18 protein-coding genes and 1 tRNA gene are annotated in these 16,535 nt (G+C 68.5%); 13 read left to right on the top strand and 6 right to left on the bottom strand.

Going from position 1 to position 16,535, the window contains the following annotated elements:
* The first annotated feature begins 2 nt into the window (after positions 1 to 2).
* Positions 3 to 269 carry a DUF6112 family protein gene (locus PCC79_RS10900; protein WP_026926270.1) on the top strand — a complete coding sequence of 89 codons (267 nt, stop codon included), beginning with the start codon at positions 3 to 5 and terminating at the stop codon, positions 267 to 269.
* A 14-nt stretch (positions 270 to 283) separates the two neighbouring features.
* On the opposite strand, the gene PCC79_RS10895 is transcribed toward PCC79_RS10900, so the two are convergent.
* Positions 284 to 1,150 carry a TIGR02391 family protein gene (locus tag PCC79_RS10895; RefSeq protein ID WP_026926269.1) on the bottom strand — a complete coding sequence of 289 codons (867 nt, stop codon included), beginning with the start codon at positions 1,148 to 1,150 and terminating at the stop codon, positions 284 to 286.
* Between the two features lie 163 nt (positions 1,151 to 1,313).
* On the opposite strand from PCC79_RS10895, the gene PCC79_RS10890 reads away from it, so the two are divergent.
* From PCC79_RS10890 to PCC79_RS10880, 3 genes are read left to right on the top strand one after another with little or no spacing between them, the layout of a single operon-like run.
* Positions 1,314 to 1,634 carry a DUF6112 family protein gene (locus PCC79_RS10890; RefSeq protein WP_342371833.1) on the top strand — a complete coding sequence of 107 codons (321 nt, stop codon included), beginning with the start codon at positions 1,314 to 1,316 and terminating at the stop codon, positions 1,632 to 1,634.
* A gap of 20 nt (positions 1,635 to 1,654) precedes the next feature.
* On the top strand, positions 1,655 to 3,031 hold the full coding sequence (locus PCC79_RS10885) for a conjugal transfer protein TrbL (RefSeq protein WP_425325633.1): 1,377 nt from the start codon (positions 1,655 to 1,657) through the stop codon (positions 3,029 to 3,031).
* A 3-nt stretch (positions 3,032 to 3,034) separates the two neighbouring features.
* The gene (locus PCC79_RS10880; protein ID WP_342371832.1) at positions 3,035 to 4,504 is read left to right on the top strand and encodes a PrgI family protein; all 1,470 of its coding nucleotides are present in this window, start codon (positions 3,035 to 3,037) and stop codon (positions 4,502 to 4,504) included.
* 2 nt (positions 4,505 to 4,506) lie between these two features.
* Here the strand turns inward: PCC79_RS10880 and PCC79_RS10875 are convergent, their stop codons facing one another.
* Positions 4,507 to 5,094 carry a CHAT domain-containing protein gene (locus PCC79_RS10875; RefSeq protein ID WP_342373620.1) on the bottom strand — a complete coding sequence of 196 codons (588 nt, stop codon included), beginning with the start codon at positions 5,092 to 5,094 and terminating at the stop codon, positions 4,507 to 4,509.
* Entirely contained in the window at positions 5,069 to 5,569 is a 501-nt protein-coding gene (locus PCC79_RS10870) for a hypothetical protein (RefSeq protein WP_342371831.1), read from the bottom strand. The genes PCC79_RS10875 and PCC79_RS10870 overlap by 26 nt, the downstream gene beginning before the upstream one ends.
* A 115-nt stretch (positions 5,570 to 5,684) precedes the next feature.
* Between PCC79_RS10870 and PCC79_RS10865 the strand changes: the two genes are divergently transcribed.
* From PCC79_RS10865 to PCC79_RS10830, 8 genes are all read left to right on the top strand, one after another.
* A complete protein-coding gene (locus PCC79_RS10865; protein WP_026926264.1) occupies positions 5,685 to 6,515 on the top strand; it encodes a hypothetical protein in 831 nt (276 codons plus the stop codon).
* 35 nt (positions 6,516 to 6,550) lie between these two features.
* The gene (locus PCC79_RS10860) at positions 6,551 to 7,996 is read left to right on the top strand and encodes an ATP-binding protein (protein WP_342371830.1); all 1,446 of its coding nucleotides are present in this window, start codon (positions 6,551 to 6,553) and stop codon (positions 7,994 to 7,996) included.
* Entirely contained in the window at positions 7,993 to 8,541 is a 549-nt protein-coding gene (locus PCC79_RS10855) for a hypothetical protein (protein ID WP_026926262.1), read from the top strand. The genes PCC79_RS10860 and PCC79_RS10855 overlap by 4 nt, the downstream gene beginning before the upstream one ends.
* A gap of 164 nt (positions 8,542 to 8,705) precedes the next feature.
* Positions 8,706 to 10,316 carry a type IV secretory system conjugative DNA transfer family protein gene (locus PCC79_RS10850; protein WP_342371829.1) on the top strand — a complete coding sequence of 537 codons (1,611 nt, stop codon included), beginning with the start codon at positions 8,706 to 8,708 and terminating at the stop codon, positions 10,314 to 10,316.
* Positions 10,317 to 10,398: 82 nt separating this feature from the next.
* Entirely contained in the window at positions 10,399 to 10,836 is a 438-nt protein-coding gene (locus tag PCC79_RS10845) for a single-stranded DNA-binding protein (protein ID WP_026926260.1), read from the top strand.
* The gene (locus PCC79_RS10840; protein ID WP_166231459.1) at positions 10,833 to 11,411 is read left to right on the top strand and encodes a hypothetical protein; all 579 of its coding nucleotides are present in this window, start codon (positions 10,833 to 10,835) and stop codon (positions 11,409 to 11,411) included. The genes PCC79_RS10845 and PCC79_RS10840 overlap by 4 nt, the downstream gene beginning before the upstream one ends.
* Positions 11,412 to 11,414: 3 nt before the next feature.
* Positions 11,415 to 11,621, top strand: a complete 207-nt coding sequence (locus PCC79_RS10835; RefSeq protein ID WP_026926258.1) for a hypothetical protein — start codon at positions 11,415 to 11,417, stop codon at positions 11,619 to 11,621.
* Between the two features lie 176 nt (positions 11,622 to 11,797).
* Positions 11,798 to 13,477 carry a recombinase family protein gene (locus PCC79_RS10830; RefSeq protein WP_342371828.1) on the top strand — a complete coding sequence of 560 codons (1,680 nt, stop codon included), beginning with the start codon at positions 11,798 to 11,800 and terminating at the stop codon, positions 13,475 to 13,477.
* Here the strand turns inward: PCC79_RS10830 and PCC79_RS10825 are convergent.
* Positions 13,470 to 13,545, bottom strand: a tRNA-His gene (locus PCC79_RS10825). The two genes, PCC79_RS10830 and PCC79_RS10825, sit on opposite strands and share 8 nt — an antisense overlap.
* 120 nt (positions 13,546 to 13,665) lie before the next feature.
* Positions 13,666 to 14,316 carry an oligoribonuclease gene (gene orn, locus PCC79_RS10820; protein WP_332836139.1) on the bottom strand — a complete coding sequence of 217 codons (651 nt, stop codon included), beginning with the start codon at positions 14,314 to 14,316 and terminating at the stop codon, positions 13,666 to 13,668.
* A 73-nt stretch (positions 14,317 to 14,389) separates the two neighbouring features.
* On the opposite strand from orn, the gene ppk2 reads away from it, so the two are divergent.
* A complete protein-coding gene (gene ppk2 / locus PCC79_RS10815) occupies positions 14,390 to 15,325 on the top strand; it encodes a polyphosphate kinase 2 (protein ID WP_232547523.1) in 936 nt (311 codons plus the stop codon).
* On the opposite strand, the gene PCC79_RS10810 is transcribed toward ppk2, so the two are convergent.
* Positions 15,296 to 16,510 (bottom strand): MFS transporter, encoded by a 1,215-nt coding sequence (locus tag PCC79_RS10810; RefSeq protein WP_342371827.1) that lies wholly within the window; start codon positions 16,508 to 16,510, stop codon positions 15,296 to 15,298. The two genes, ppk2 and PCC79_RS10810, sit on opposite strands and share 30 nt — an antisense overlap.
* Between the last annotated feature and the right edge of the window lie 25 nt (positions 16,511 to 16,535).

Here is a 16,535-nt window from a genome sequence, read left to right as displayed (position 1 = left end):
CAATGGGTGTCTTCCCCGACTTCGACGGACTCGGCGGCATCGGCGACCTCCGCGCCGTGGTCGGCGCGCTCCTGACGTTCGTCCTGATCGTGGCCGTCCTCATGCTCATCGTCTCCGCGATCGTCTGGGCGATCGCGACGGCCCACGGAAACTACGCGACCGCCAGCAAAGGCCGCATCGGTGTCCTCGTCTCCGTCGGCGCGGCCGTCCTCGCCGGAGGCGGCGTGGCCTGGATGAACTGGCTACTCACAGTCGGTTCAAGTTTGTAGCTGCGGCTTCGCGGTCATCGGTCTGATTCCTCCGCGTCGGCGCTCGCTGTCTCGCACTGGTCGAGCAGGCGCGCGAGGTAACTGTATGCCGCGAGGCGCTCCATCGCTTCCTGCTCGGACAGTTCGGTGCGCGTGTGCGTCGTCACGTTGCGGACCGTGAGGTTCAGACCAGTGGCCAGCGCGTTGAGGGCCTTAGCGAGCGGTTCAAGACCGCCGCGCATGCTCTTCACCGTCTTGTCATCCGACCCTCCCGGCCAGGTGAGCTTCGGCTTGCCCGGTTCAGGAGCGCCCGACGATAACGTCTGCTGCCAGAAGACCGTGTCATCGACATCGTTCCGGCCGAGACGTTCCTTCCAGTGGACCGTGAGGCCTTCGGCTGCTTCACGAACTGCAACTCGGTACTGATGCGTCGTCCAATGGGCGGAAGCACCAGCCCAGACCACGGGGTGAAACTGTGCGGGAGCGAAGGTCGGAAGGTCAGAGTCGGTACGTGACTCGGCGTCGACGATCATCGCGTCGAGCCTGCCCTTGACGTTGGCGGTCGTAGTCCGAATATCCCGAGGCGCGATGGGGGCCTTGGGCGCAGACATAAATGACCAGTTAGAGATCGGGTCGATCGCTCCGAGACCAGCGATCCCAATGTAGGCACCGGTCACTGACACAGCGCTCGCCGCCAGGCCAGCAGCCTCCGCGACACCGAGTTCGAGCCGTTGAACCTCGCTCTGGTCCTGGCCTTCCTTTGTCCACACAGTAGGAAAGAGGCCGCGCGCCGACATGTGATCCGACTCAACCTGAGTGCTCATCCAGGCGTCGAACGCTTCCTCGAACTTCTCAACAGCGGCACGCAACCGCTGGAGGTAATCCACCCCGTACTGACTCATGTTCCTTGCACCTCTCGTCCGGCGGTCCCGTGCGGGCGAGCGACGCACAGATACTCCAAGGCTACGGGCGGCCACCGACAGGGACGGCGACGAGCGCGCACCTGTCGCGTGTACCCCGTCTGCGAGTTCGTGGGCGGGCCGCCCGTCGCCAAGGAGACCTACCGTGTTCGATCTGCTCGCCAACGTCATGTCCGCGCCGCTGCTGGTGCCAATGGACATCAACATCGACCCCAATACCAACGGCCTGCCGGGGATCAACCAGCTGCGCACCATCGTCGGCGCGGTGATGACCATCGGCCTGATCCTGTCCGTGCTCGCGCTGATCGTGTCCGCGATCGTGTGGGGCTTCGGCGCGAACTCTTCCAACCCGCACCTGGCCTCGCGCGGGAAGATCGGCGTTCTCGTTTCCCGCGGCGCGGCGGTGATCTGCGGCGCGAGCGTGACGCTCATCAACTTCTTCTGGAACGTCGGCCAGTCCGTCTGACCCGACTGTCGTCGTCGAGAGTGCTGGTGTTCGTGATGGGCGTGTGCGACGTTCCCGTGATCTCCTCGGTGTGCGATGCCGTCGGCGAAGGAGCCGCGTCGTTGGTCGCGGCCCCGTTCGACTGGCTCGCCCAGGCGATGGGTGCCGCCGCGGGGTGGCTGTTCGAGGCGGTCTGGTCGGTCTTCGAGACCACGACGCTCGTGGATGTCACCAAGCCCGGCTACATCGCCGTCTACAACCTGCTGTTCGGCATCGCGGTCTTCGTGATGCTGATCTTCTTCTGCCTACAACTCATCACCGGACTGATCCGACGCGACCCCACCGCCCTCACCCGAGCCGCGCTCGGGCTGGCGAAGTCCGTCCTCGGATCGTTCGTGGTCATCACGCTCACGGCACTGTTGCTGGAAGTCGTCGATCAGCTGTGCATCGGGATCGTGCAGGCCGCCGGAGAGACCACCGAGTCGATGGGCGACAAGATCGCCCTCCTCGCCGCAGGGCTGGTCGGGATCAATATCGCCGCTCCCGGCGTCGGTGCGATCATCACGATCTTCATGGCTGGCCTCGCGATCACCGCCGCCGCGATCGTGTGGCTGTCCCTCCTCGTCCGGAAAGCGCTCCTGCTGGTGGCGGTCGTGTTCGCGCCGCTCGCGTTCAGCGGTGCCTCGTGGGACGCCTCGCGGGGGTGGATCGGGAAGTGGGCGATGTTCGTCGTCGCGCTGATCTGCTCCAAGCTCGTGCTCGTCGTGATGTTCCTCGTCGCGATCACCCAGGTCTCCGCACCGATCGACGCCGACCTCGCCTCGGTCAGCGATCCCATCGCGGGGATCGTGCTGATGGCGATGGCCGCGTTCGCCCCGTATCTCACGTACAAGTTCATCGCGTTCGTCGGGTTCGACATGTACCACGCGATCGGCTCCGAGCAGGACGCCAAGAGCGCACTCAACCGCCCGATCCCCGTCCCGACCAAGCCGCAAGGAGGCGGCGATCGGAAGAAGGTGCTCGACGGGAGCAGCAGTGGCGGCGGGAACGCGGGCGGAGGCTCCGGTGGAGGAAGTAGCACACCGCCACCGCCGAAGACCCCGGCACCGGCACCCGCCGCGGGTGGTGGAGGTGCCGCCGCAGGCGGGGGCGGCGCGGCCGCGGTCGGCCCCGTGGCCGCAGGGGTGGTGGTCGGGGCGAGTGTCGCCAAGGGTGCCGCGACCGCCGGGCCGAAGGCCGGAACGGCGCTGGGAACCCAGGGCGAGCACGCCGCCGACGCAGCCGCGCAGACACCGCCGCCGCCCGCCGCATCGCCTGCGGCACCGCCGTCGAGCCCGGCACCACGACCGCCGAGCACCGACCCGTCACCGCCGCCGAAGCAGCCCCCGCCGCCCGCGCCACGCCCACCGAAGGAGTAGACGATGAGCAGCACGAACAACGACCGGCCCACCGCGGGCGAACTCGTGCCGGTGAAGTTCTCTCGCCTTACCCGCCGCGGTGTCCTCCTCGGCCTGTCGCTTACCCAGCTCATCACGCTCGCCATCGGCGGAGCCACACTCATCGGCGCGTTCTACGCCGGCGGCGGGATGCTGCTCGCCTATACCGCCCCGATCTGGGTGCTCGCCGCCGCGCTGACCTGGATACCGATCGCGGGCCGGCCCATCGTGGAGTGGCTGCCCATCGCCTGCTGGTGGCTGTGGCGTACCACCGGCGGACAACTGCTGTACCGGCGCAGGATCGTCGTCCCGCGCCCCGTCGGCACCCTCGCACTGCCCGGCGACATGGCGCGACTGCGCGAGTACACCGACCCCGACACCGGAGCGGGGATGATCCACGACCCCCACGCCGCCACGTTGACCGTGGTGTGCGAGGTCACCCATCCCGCGTTCGTGCTCCTCGATCCCGGCGAGCAGGAACGCCGCGTCAGCTCCTGGGGCCGGGTGCTGGCCACCGTCTGCCGCTCCGGGCGGATCGCGACTCTTCAGGTCTTGGAGCGGACTCTGCCGGACTCCGGCACCGGACTGGCCGAATGGTGGGCCACCCACGGCACCCCGGACGGATCATGGGCGGCCGACACCTACGCAGAACTCATCGACCGTGCCGGACCCGCCGGCGAACGCCACGCCACCACCCTCTCGCTGTCACTGGACATGAAGACCAGCGCTCGGCAGATCAGGACCGCGGGCGCCGGGATGCGCGGTGCTGCCGCCGTGCTGCGCCAAGAGATGAACACTCTCATCGCGGCGCTTCGCTCCGCCGACCTCTCGCCGTCGGGATGGCTGACACCAGGGCACATCGCGGTGATGCTGCGTTCCGCCTACGACCCAGCGATCGCCGCCACGCTGGAACGGCACGGCAGGCTCGGCCAGTCCCTCGCGACCGCAGGGCCGGTTGCGGTCACCGAGACCTGGGGCAAGCTGCGCACCGACTCCGCCCACCACGCGGTGCTCTGGGTCAGCGAGTGGCCCAGGTCGCTCGTCTATCCGGGATTCCTGTCGCCCGTGCTGCTGTCCACCGGCATCCAGCGGTCGTTCTCGCTGATCTGCACCCCGATGCGCTCCGATGCCGCTGCTCGCGACATCCGCAGGAAGAAGGTCGAGCACATCTCCGACCAGGCCCAGCGCGCGAAGATCGGCCAGATCGAGGACGCCTCGCAGACCGCCGAGTATCACGACGTGCTCCAGCAAGAAGCCGACCTCACCGCCGGCCACGGCATCCTCCGCTACACCGGCCTCATCGCCGTCTCTGCGCCCACCGGCGAAGAGCTCGATGCCGCCGTCGCCGCGATCGAGCAGGCCGCGATCCAAGCCTCCTGTGAGACGCGGCTGCTCGTCGGCCAGCAAGCCGCCGCCTTCACCGCCGCCGCGCTCCCGCTCTGCCGGCGGGTCTGAGTTCAGCCTTCAGGGCTGACGAGGATCGTGGCTGATGGATCGACATCGGGTGCCCAAGCAAGGGTCGGCAGGTCAGCGCTTTCCAGTCCCGCGAGTTCGAGCGCAGCCTGTCCCGACAGATGCGAAGAGATGATGGACTGCCCGTTTGCGACTGCCGCGTAGAACTGTGCGGCGTAGTTGATCGCATCGGCGTCTTCGATGCTGTCGGCCATCCCGATCGCGAACGGCACGACTCGAGCCACCAGGTCGTCGATCTGGGCTGCGGAGCGACACGAGTTCAGCAGGACGAGGAGCGGAGGATCGTCGGTTGCGCTGATCGCGCGTGCGAAGGCTAGCGCCGTCACGATCACTCCCTCGTGGGGTTCGTCTGCTTCATCCTCAAAGACGATCAGGTCGTCGTTGCTGTGGCCCGAGAAGTGGACCACGTGAGGACGGAACTTCGTGATGCCGTCCAGTAGGTCAGCCGTAGTTGCTGCTGGCCGCACATCGAGTTCGATCTGGTCACGGTGCAAAGCCGACTCGACCGCTGCCCGGATGCGCTTCTGCTCCCTTCCAACGCGGAGGTCACCTTCGGCCGAAGCACCCAGCATGAGCACTCGGAGCTTCTCCGGCTTGGGCGCTGGGAGCTGACGCAGCGCGTGACTGACCGGCTACCTCGGCACCGCTGATCCGCGATTCAAGCTGGGCACGTTCAGCCGCCGCCCGCCGGTCGGCACGCTGCTGCTCGCTCTTTCGGCGTCTCTCGGCGGCATCGGCCTCCGACTGTTCGGCACGGGAGAGCTTGGTCTGTAGCGCGGCCTCGTCCTTCGCGTAGCCGGCTGCCCGGGTCTGCCAGCGGCTGGCCTCCTTGCCCGCAGTCTCCGCTTCCTTCTCGCGGCGCTCGGCGTCCCGCAACTTGCTGCTGCGGGTGGAACTGCTCGTCGTCTTTGCGGCAGCCTGCCGCGCCTTGGCGGCATCGGCTCGCTTCGAGGACTCCTTCGACCGGTACTCACCCGCCTTCTTGTCCGCGTCGATCCGCTGTTTGCGCTTGCGGTCAAGCTGTCCTCGGTACTGACTTGCGCTCACTCTGTCGGGCTCCTGCCTCGTTTGCCCTCGTGTCATCTACAACGCTAGGCCGCACCACCGACATTTTCCGTTCGCTGGTGCGCACCTCCCCGTCATACGGCACCAGGAGGTCACCATGCCTACGTTCTTCGATTCGACTGCCGACGCCGCCGAGGCGTCCGAAGCCTTGCGCGGCCTCGCGCACGCGAGCCGGGGCTTCGATCAGCCCGCCGAGATGTACGGGGTGATCGGTGATCTGTCCTCGGGCATGCGCTCGCTGCGGCAGGCGCTCGACCAGATCGCCGATGTTCACGAGCGCAAGGCCGCGCACGCGTTCAACGACGCCGGAAGCCACGAGGCAGGCGTGCGGGAGGCGCTCGCTGCTGCGGAAGAGTTGCGTCAGGCCGCGAACCTCGTCGACCGGGCCCACGACCGGCTCGCGGAAGGCTTCATCGCCGCGGGGCGGATCGCCTGGCACCCCGAGCCCGCCGTCGAGGAGGTCATGCCGTCGCGGTGGGTCAGCGTGGTGTTCCTCCAGGGCGAGGAGGCCGACCGGCCGTTGCACATCCTGGGCGAGCTGGGACACGTGGATGCGGTGGACTTCCTCGCGCAGTGGGACTACGGCGACGAGACCACGCAGGCCGCGCTGGAGAACGGGTATGTCTACGACAAGCCCGGCGAGGGCACCAACGATCGGGTTGCGCTCTCGGGCGACTACGCGCTGGTCGTCAACCCGCATATCGGCTACGTCTCGCTGCTGCGCCGCTACACCGAACCAGAGGCCGAGCCCCAGGATGCCGAGCTGGTCGAACCGGCTCCGGTGCAGCCGGGGCCGGAGCTTCTGGTGTCGTACTCGTCGCCGGGCGCTCCGAAGCGAGCCGACCCGCCGACCCCGAAGCGGGATGGGTCGTGGTTCGAGCCGGCCAAGATCACGGCGGTCAAGCAGTCGCGGGGGCTGGTGCGGTGACCGAGGATCGCGCGCGGCTGCATACCGCTGTCCTGGTGGCACCGTCGAAGGAGCGGCGGAAGCTCCGCAAGCAGCGCCGCAAGGCCGAGGCCCGACTCCACGCCGAGCAGCGAAGGACCGCGCTCGCCGCCGCGAAGGCAAAGGCCGAGGAGGAGCGTGCCGAGCGCCGCGCGACGGTCTACCTGCCGAAGGCAGGCGAGTCCGGCGCTGCGCGGCTGCGCACTCCGGGCCGGTTCCATCTGACGCGGCATCAGGACACGTCGGCGACGCTGGCGGGTGCGTACCCGTTCGTCGCCGAGGGCGGTCTCGGCGCCGATGGCGTGTTCGTCGGCCAAGACCTCTACTCGGGCGGGAGTTTCGTCTACGACCCGTGGGTGCTCTACGCACGCGGCATCATCACCGCACCCAACGTGGTGCTGGCCGGGATCGTCGGCTCCGGCAAGTCATCGCTGGCCAAGTCCCTCTACACGCGCTCGCTACCGTTCGGACGGCGCGTATACGTGCCCGGCGACCCGAAGGGCGAACACACCGCCGTCGCCAACGCCGTCGGTGGACGTGCCATCGTCCTCGGTCACGGACTCAACACTCGCCTGAATCCGCTCGATGAAGGCCACCGGCCCAGCGGTCTCTCGGATGAGCAATGGGCGTCCACTGTCGCAGCCCGACGGCGTGACCTGATCGGCGCACTCGCGGAGACCGTGCTCGCGCGGGGATTGTCGCCGTTGGAGCACACCGCGATCGACATCGCCCTGACCCAGACCGTGCGGGAGAACGATGTGCCGATCCTGCCGATGGTCGTTGACCGCATCCTCGCCCCGAGCGCGGATGCCGACGGCCGGTTGGCCGAGGACGGCAGGCTCGTCGGCCACGCGCTGCGCCGTCTCGTGGCCGGCGACCTGGCCGGACTGTTCGACGGGCCTTCGACGGTCGCGTTCGACCCGTCGCTGCCGATGATCTCGCTCGACCTCTCGCGCGTCACCGAGAACTCGACGCTCATTTCGGTGTTGATGACGTGCTCGTCGGCGTGGATGGAGTCCGCGCTGCTCGACCCGAACGGTGGACAGCGGTGGGTGATCTACGACGAGGCCTGGCGGCTCATGTCCCATCCAGCGCTGCTGCGGCGGATGGATGCGCACTGGCGACTCGCGCGGCACTACGGGATCGCGAACATGCTGATCTTCCACAAGCTCACCGACCTCGACAACGTGGGCGACCAAGGCTCAGCCATGCGCTCCCTGGCGAACTCACTACTCGCGAACGCGGAAACGCGGATCGTGTACCGGCAGGAGTCCGACCAGCTCGGACCGACCGCGACCGCCCTCGGTCTGACCGGCACGGAGCAGCAGCTCTTGCCGAACCTTGGCGTCGGCCAAGGGCTGTGGCGGATCAAGGCCAGGAGCTTCGTCTGCCAGCACCAACTCCACCCCGACGAACTCGCCCTGTTCGACACCAGCAGCCGCGCCGCAGGAGGACACCGATGAACCTCACCGGCCCGCGCCGATCCACCCCGAACGAAGACGATGCCACGGCTCCCGTCGAGCTGCCGCACGTCCTCGTCACCGTCGCTGCAGACGGCACCCTCACCGCCACGGTCGATGGAACACCGTTCGCGTCGCCGGACGCGGGCGACTGGACGCGCGCGACGTTCGGGCCGCTCATGGATGCCATCACCAACGACCGCACCATCGCAGTCCGAGTCGAGGTGCGCGAGAACGACGGCAGCGTCTTCACCGACATCCTCCGCACCCGCAAACCCCGACGCGCAGTCGCACCGTCCGAGACCCCTGCGCCGGAAACTCGTCGAAGTCGCCACGCCCGACGGGTGCCGCGCTTGGCTGAGGTCACCGCGGGCGGGTTCGTGCCTGGCGAGGATGTCGCTGTCGCGACGATCGTCTCCCACACCGACGCTACCGGGACCGGCGAAGCCCGGACGCTCATCGACCTCGACGACCTACCCGACGGCACACACGAGGTGATCCTGTTCGGGCGCATCTCGGGCACGCTCGCGGTGCGGCGGCTGACATGAACCAGCGGCAGGCCGGGGGCATGGGCGACGAACTCACCAATGCCGCCCTCATTGGGCTGATCGGCATGTTCGGGATCGCCCTCGTTCTCCGCGCCGGTGGCAGTGTCGCCGCGTTCCTCACCGGCACACCCAAGCCAGACGCCGGCGCAGCGGCGGGACTCGCCGTGCTGTTCAACCCCGGCGACCCGGCAACCGCGCTCGGTGCCGACGGTCTCAACCCGGTCGCCTACTGGCTCGTCAGCGCGGCACTGCTCGGCGGACTCGCCACCGGGATCGTCTGGGTGTGGATCGTGCTGCGCCGCCACACGCGGAAGACCGAGACCGACCCGCACCGCCTTGCCGGGATCGCGACCAGCCATGAAGTCAAGACCGCAGCATCCGCGAAGGCACTGCTGCACCGCGCGGCCACACTGCGCCCCTCCTTGGAATCACCAGCCCCGCAGGATGTCGGCTACCTCCTCGGTGCCAGTCGCGGGACGGAGGTCTGGGCATCTGTCGAAGACTCGATCCTGCTGATCGGCCCACCCCGCTCAGGCAAGGGCCTACATGTCGTCATCAACGCGATCCTCGACGCACCCGGAGCGGTCGTCACCACCAGCACCAGGCCCGACAACCTCACCGCGACCCTCCGCGCCCGACGCCGCAGGGGCGGACCGGTCGCGGTGTTCGACCCGCAACACCTCGCCGAAGGCATCCCCGCCGGGCTGCGCTGGTCGCCCATTCGCGGCTGTGACGATCCGCTGACCGCGATGATCCGCGCTAACGGCCTCGCAGCCGCCACAGGACTCAGCGCCGGAGGGGTCGAGTCCGGCGGGTTCTGGGAAGGCAAAACCCGCACCGCACTCCAAAGCCTGCTGCATGCCGCCGCGCTCGACGGCCGCCAGCCAGCCGAGCTGTTCAGATGGACCCTCGACCCCAGCGCCGCGTCCGAAGCCGTCGCCATCCTCAACTCACACCCGAACGCGGCGATGGGCTGGGACGACTCCCTGGCCGCGATGATCGACGCCGACCCCAAGACCCGCGACAGCATCTGGCAAGGCGTCTCCCTCGCACTGGCCGCACTGGCCGACCCGCGCGTGCTCGATGCCGTCACGCCAGGCCCGCACGAGCACTTCGACCCCGAGACCTTCCTCACCGAACAAGGCACCCTGTACCTGCTCGCCACCGGAGCAGGAGCAGGAGCCTCGGCATCGCTGGTCGCGGCGTTCGTCGAAGACCTCATCGAAACCGCCCGCCGACTTGCCGCCCGCTCGCCCGGAGCACGGCTCGACCCGCCGCTACTGCTCGCGCTCGACGAGATCGGGAATCTCGCACCGCTGCCGTCACTGCCGACGCTCATGGCCGAAGGCGGTGGCACCGGGATCACGACCATGCCGGTCTTGCAGTCCCTCGCACAGGCTCGCGACAGGTGGAGTGAACACCAGGCCGGCGCGATCTGGGACGCTAGCATCGTCAAGATCATCCTCGGCGGCGCATCCAACAGCCGCGACCTCCAAGACCTCTCCACGCTCATCGGAGAGCGCGACGAGTACACCGACAGCGTGACACTCGGCGACCACGGCACCCGCTCCAACCAGCGCTCGATCCGCCGCGTCCCGATCCTGCCGCCAGACCGCATCCGCACCCTGCCATTCGGCACCGGCATTGCGATGCTGCGCTCCGCGCCGCCCATCGTCACCGACCTCCGCGCCTGGCCGACTCGCCCCGATGCCGCGCAACTCCGCAGCGACCGCGACGAACTCGAAACACTGCTGCGCCACCGCCCCGTCACCTGACGCTGCGTCTGGGTGCCGAAGCGCACCTGCCTGACACAGCGGCCACACACGGCTGGTCGCCCGAGTTCAGGAGGACGCCATCATGGCCATTCGTACCCACCAGTCCATCTCCGGCTTTGTCGCCTCGGACCCGCAGCTCAGCTACACCGACCGCGGCGACGCACGGCTCTACATGAAGGTCGGCATCGAGCATTACCGCAAGGAGCCCGACAACTCCTTCACGCAACTGGAGACGACGTTCCACGACCTCATTGCGTATCGCGGTGCTGCCGAGCAGGGAGCCGAGCGGCTCGCCAAGGGCGACAACATCATCGCCGACGGACGGGTGCGCGACTACTCCTACGAGCGCAACGGCCAGCGGTACGAGGGCGAGGAGTTCATCGCGACGCGCATCGGACACGACCTCGCCCGCACCCGCTACGAGGTGGATCGCAGCGAACGCACTTCCGGCCGAGACGCCGCGGCGTTCACCGGACCTCAGCAGGCCGCGCCGTCCACCGCGGCTGCCATCGGAATGTGAGCGATCCCGCCATGAGCGATCAGTTCCACCCTGAGCACGACGACATGCCACCCGAGGCAGGTCTCGCGTCCCCGCGTTTCGACGTGCCCGAGCCGCCGCATCCGGTCAACTGGAATCTGCTGACCGCCAACGATCTCGAAGCCGAGTTGCTCGAACTGAACCGTTGGGTGGACTGGCTTCGCCACACCTACGGACTTCCGGCCAGCGTCGTTCCGCCCTACTGGCACCGTCACCCCGAGCTCCTCTGGGAACTGTCGGCGCTGCACCTGCACTGGCTGTGCGCATACGACCCCGAGCAGAATGGGTCGGCACCGCTCGGCTGGCACCGCGACTTCGCCGATGCCCGTGCCCGCCTTCGTGATTGGGTGTCGGCCTGCGGTACGCGGCTCGACCGAGACCGCCCGACTCGCCAGACGAGCTGGCCCGGTGAAGACCCCACTCAGCCCATCGAGGACTCACCGATCACGGATCGCGACGAAGACTTCGCTCGGTTCGTGATCGACATGGTGGATGCGCGCCAGGAAGCAGAGGATGCCTTCTTCGCGGGCATCGACCCGGAGACGGGCGAGGTGTGAATCGTGGCGCGCCGCTATGAACGGAAGACCGGGCAGCGTCAACAGAGCGAGCGCGAGCTGACGATCCGCGCCGAGTTCCACGAGCCGCCCGACCTGGACAAGCTCTGCGAGCTGCTGATCCGCCTGGCGCTCCAACAGTCGGGAGCGTGCCGTTCGGAGGGATCGACGCGACCGAAGCGCCCTCGTGCCTCCGCGAGCGCGTCGTCGTAGAATGGAGGCATCCGTCGCGGATGGCGGATGTTGTGGTCCTAGCGCTTCGCCGCCACGGCGAGGCAAAGTAAACGTGGCCGACTCGGCCTAGTCCTACAGCCTTCGGGCTCTTCTCACGATCAACATCCGCTCTCACAAGTCCGCGTCGGCAGGACCAGTGACTGTGGAGAAGAGCCATGACGATCATCGACGCGGACCGAACCGCGATAGACAGCCTCGTAGCGCCCACCCCGTTCCCCGGATCATTCGCCGTCTCCTACCTACGGGTCTCCACGAAGGAGCAGGCGGAGAAGGGCGGCCAGGCGGAGGGCTTCTCGATCCCGGCCCAGCGCGAGGCGAACCAGCGCAAGGCCGACCAGCTCGGAGCAACGATCATCGAGGAGTTCGTCGACGCGGGCGAGTCCGCGCGCAAGGCCGACCGGCCCGAACTGATGCGGATGATCCAGTACGTCGCGAAGCACAAGACGAACTACTGCATCGTCCACAAGGTCGACCGGCTCGCCCGCAACCGAGCCGACGACGTGACCATCCACCTCGCCCTCAAGGACGCCGGCGTCACGCTGGTGTCGGCCACGGAGAACATCGACGAGACCCCGTCCGGGATGCTGCTGCACGGCATCATGTCCTCGATCGCGGAGTTCTACTCCCGCAACCTCGCCACCGAGGTCGTCAAGGGTCTGTCGCAGAAGGCCGCGCAGGGCGGCACCGTGACGAAGGCACCCATCGGCTACCGCAACGTCGGCGTGCGCGACGAGTTCGGGCGGGAGGTACGCACCGTCGAGATCGACGAGGAGCGAGCCCCGTTGGTGCGGTGGGCGTTCCAGGTGTTCGCATCCGGCGACTGGACGACGAGCCAGCTTCACCAGGAGCTCGTAGCGCGCGGGCTCACGACAGCGGCGTCGCCGCGGCGACCGTCCCGACCCATCGGGAAGTCGTCGGTGCATCGGATGCTGACGAACCCGTACTACAAGGGCAGCGTCCGCTACCAGGGCGTGACCTATGTCGGAGCGCACGAGGCCATCGTCCCCAACGAGGTGTGGGACCAGGTGCAGACCGTGCTCGGCACGCACCGCTCGGCAGCAGATGCAACGCAAGTCCACGAGCACTACTTGAAGGGGACGGTGTTCTGCGGCCAGTGCGGCTCGCGGCTACTGGTGTGCAACGCCAAGAGCAGCCAGGGCACGATCTACCCGTACTTCGTGTGCGCGAGCAGGCATGGTGGCAGAGGCGACTGCACCCGGCAGGCGATGCTCATCGAGCAGGTCGAACGGCTCATCGAGCGCTTCTATGCCAAGGTGCAGCTCGATCCCGAGACGACGCAGGCGGTCTCGGCGATGATCCATGCCCGGTTCGACGAGATGATGGCCGAAGGAGCCGCCGAACTTGCCGACCTCGCGTCCCGGAGAACCCAACTCGAAGGCGAGCAGCAGAAGTTGCTGCAAGCCCACTACGCCGGAGCCATCCCGCTCGACCTGCTCAAGAAGGAGCAGGACCGGATCACCACGTCGCTGGAGACCATCGAGCACCGGATCACCGCGCACCACGGCCACTACGCCGACGCGAGAGCGAACCTCGACGACTCCCTGAAACTGCTGTCCAACGCCGCCGACCTCTACGAGCACGCCGACGACCCGAACCGCCGACTGTGCAACCAGGCCCTGTTCAAGGCGATCTACATCGACGAGGACAACGACGTGCGCGTCGGCTACCGGAACCCGTACGACGGGCTGAGCCTGTCCGGCCTCCATGCCGACGCACTGAGCTGGGCCGCCGAGGCGAAGAAAATGGGCCAGGCGGGAACCGCGACCAAGGGCGGACCCTTGGTCGCAAGTTCACACCTGACCCGTTTGGGGTGAGTAACGGGACTTGAACCCGCGACCCCCTGGACCACAACCAGGTGCTCTACCAGCTGAGCTATACCCACCAGAGCTGCACTGCAGCGACGCACAGCATAACGCGAGGCCGTGGTGGGACGCCAAATCACGGGTGGCCCCGGCGGGCCCCGGGGCGAATCAGTCCGGGGACGCCGAGGACCGGCGGACGCTCAGGCCCCGGTGTGCGGCCCATCCTGGGCGGCGTCCTCACGCCCGGCGCCGGTGAGCGCGCCCTGGTGCCTGGCCGCGACGACGCGGAGGTCGGACGCCGCCGGCCCCGGCGGGGCGACGAAGACCGCCTCGCGGTAGTACCGGAGCTCCTCGATCGACTCCATGATGTCGGCGAGCGCCCGGTGGTTGCCCGACTTGGCGGGGGAGTTGTAGAAGGCGCGCGGGTACCAGCGCCGGGAGAGTTCCTTGACCGTGCTGACGTCCACGTTCCGGTAGTGGACGTGCCCCTCGAGGGTGGGCATGTCCCGGGCAAGGAACATCCGGTCGGTACCGATCGTGTTGCCCGCCAGCGGGGCCTTGCGGGCGACCGGCACGAACTCCTGCACGTAGGCCAGCACCTGCGCCTCGGCGTCCGCCAGCGTTGAGCCGCCGGCGAGGGCGTCCAGCAACCCGGAGCGGGTGTGCATGTCGCGCACGTAGTCGCCCATCGCGGCCAGCGCGGCGTCCGGGGGGCGGATGATCACGTCGACCCCGTCGCCGAGCACGTTCAGGTTCGCGTCGGTCACGAGCGCGGCCACCTCGACCAGCGCGTCGGCCTCCAGGTCGAGGCCGGTCATCTCGCAGTCAATCCACACCAGGGCGTCAGTCACGGCGCCCACTCTAGGCGGGCGGGGCGGATAGTCTGGAGGACGTACGCCCCACGACCAGCCGGTAGGAGCAGCCATGGATTCCACGTCGTTGTCAGGTCTCCTCGACGACGCGCCCGCCCAGCGCGAAAACCTGCGGCAGTTCATCGACAAGCTGGTGAACCAGGGGTACACCGTGGGCGAGCCCGAAGGGCCCGACCCCGAGCTCATCGACCCGGGCGGCCGAGCCGTCGAGACGTGGCGGCAGGACTACCCGTACGACACGCTCTTGAGCCGCGACGCGTACGAATCGGAGAAGTACCTCCTGCAGGTGGAGCTGTTGAAGCTGCAGTACTGGTGCCAGGACAACGGGCATCGCCACATCATCGTGTTCGAGGGCCGCGACGCCGCCGGCAAGGGGGGCACGATCAAGCGGTTCACCGAACACCTCAACCCCCGCGCGGCGCGCGTCGTCGCGCTCAACAAGCCGACCACCACCGAGCTGGGGCAGTGGTACTTCCAGCGCTACATCGGCCACTTTCCGACCTCGGGTGAGATCGTGATGTTCGACCGCTCCTGGTACAACCGAGCGGGCGTGGAGCGCGTCATGGGGTTCTGCTCCGATGAGCAGTACGAGATCTTCATGAAGCAGGCGCCCGAGTTCGAGCGCATGATCATCGAGTCGGGCATCCACCTCACCAAGTTCTGGTTCTCCGTCACGCAGCGTGAGCAGCGGACGCGCTTCGCCATCCGCCAGATCGACCCGGTGCGCCGCTGGAAGCTCTCGCCGATGGATCTGGAGTCCCTCGACAAGTGGGAGGACTACACGAACGCCAAGCAGGAGATGTTCGAGCGCACCGACACCGACCACGCGCCTTGGATCACGATTCGCTCCAACGACAAGAAGCGGGCGCGGCTCAACGCCATGCGGGCGTTCCTCAACCAGTTCGACTACGAGGGGCGCGACAACTCGGTGGTCTACGACCCCGACCCGCTCATCGTGTCACGGGCGCGCGACGCGGTCGGCGACTGAGCGAAGCCGCTCGGGGCTGGCCCAGTGCCACAGCCAGGCGGCACCGACCAGCCCGACCGCACCCACCGCGACGGACGCCCATGCCAGGGTGGCCGCGGCGGTGATGGCCGAGATCAGCACCGGCCCCAGCGCGCTGCCCAGGCCGGTCGTCAGGCGCCAGCCGGCGAGGAACTGCGGACGCCCGCGCGCGGGTGAGGCGTCCGACCCCAGCGTCATGACCACGCCCGCGCTGATGCCGTTGCCCAGCCCGAGCGCGACGCTGGCGGCGCCGATGGCCAGGGCGGACGCCGTGAGCGGCAGCATGCCGAAGCAGGCGCCCATGACGAGCATGGCGGGGACGGCGACGGCGCGGCGTCCCAGCCGGTCCATCAGCGAGCCGCCCACGTAGAACAGCAGGAGATCGATGCCGGCGCCCAGCCCGTAGATGAGGCTGGTGGCGGCGGCGTCCAGCCCCTGGGCGTTGCACCACAGGGGGATGAGCACGTCGCGCGACGAGCGGACGAGCATGAGCGCAGCGGCGCCCAACCCGAGCGTGGCGAAGGTGCGGGCGTGGTCGCGGAGGATCGGCGCGAGGGCCACGCCGCGCGAGGGCGTCGCGGCGCCGTCGGTGTGCAGATCCGGCACCACCGCCGTCAGGGCCGCCGCGACCAGGCTCATGGCACCGGCGAACAGGAACGCCGGCGCCAACCCCAGGCCGGCGACGATGCCGGCACCGACCAGCGGGCCGACGAATGAACCCACCCGGAACATCCCGCCCACTGTGGAGAGGGCCCGCGCCCGCAGCGCGAAGGGCACGTACTCGGTGACGTAGGCCTGGCGGGCGATGATGAGTAGCGCTGAGACCAGCCCGGCGCCGAGGGTCAACGCGCCCAGCATCCGCACGTCCGGGGCGGCGTACGCCGAGCCGAAGAGCAGGCCGTCGAGCACCAGCCCGCCCACGAGCGCGCGCTTCTCCCCGAAACGTCCCGCGACGACCCCGGCGGGCAGGGCCCCGAGCAGACCCCCGATGCCGAGCAGCGCCACCACGAACGCCGCCTCGGCCGGCGTCGCTCCGAGCTCAAGGGCCCGCAGCGAGAGCAGGGGAGTGACCGCCCCGAGCCCGATGCCCGACAGCGCCATGGGCAGATACACCGAGACGGTCAGCGTCCGCCACTGCCGGGTGGAGAGACGATCGGGGGAGGTCACCGGGCCATTGTGCCCCCGGTGACGG

The organism is Propioniciclava soli (assembly GCF_038502305.1).
GTDB lineage: Bacteria > Actinomycetota > Actinomycetes > Propionibacteriales > Propionibacteriaceae > Propioniciclava > Propioniciclava soli.
This window is presented reverse-complemented; position numbering and strand designations above follow the sequence as displayed.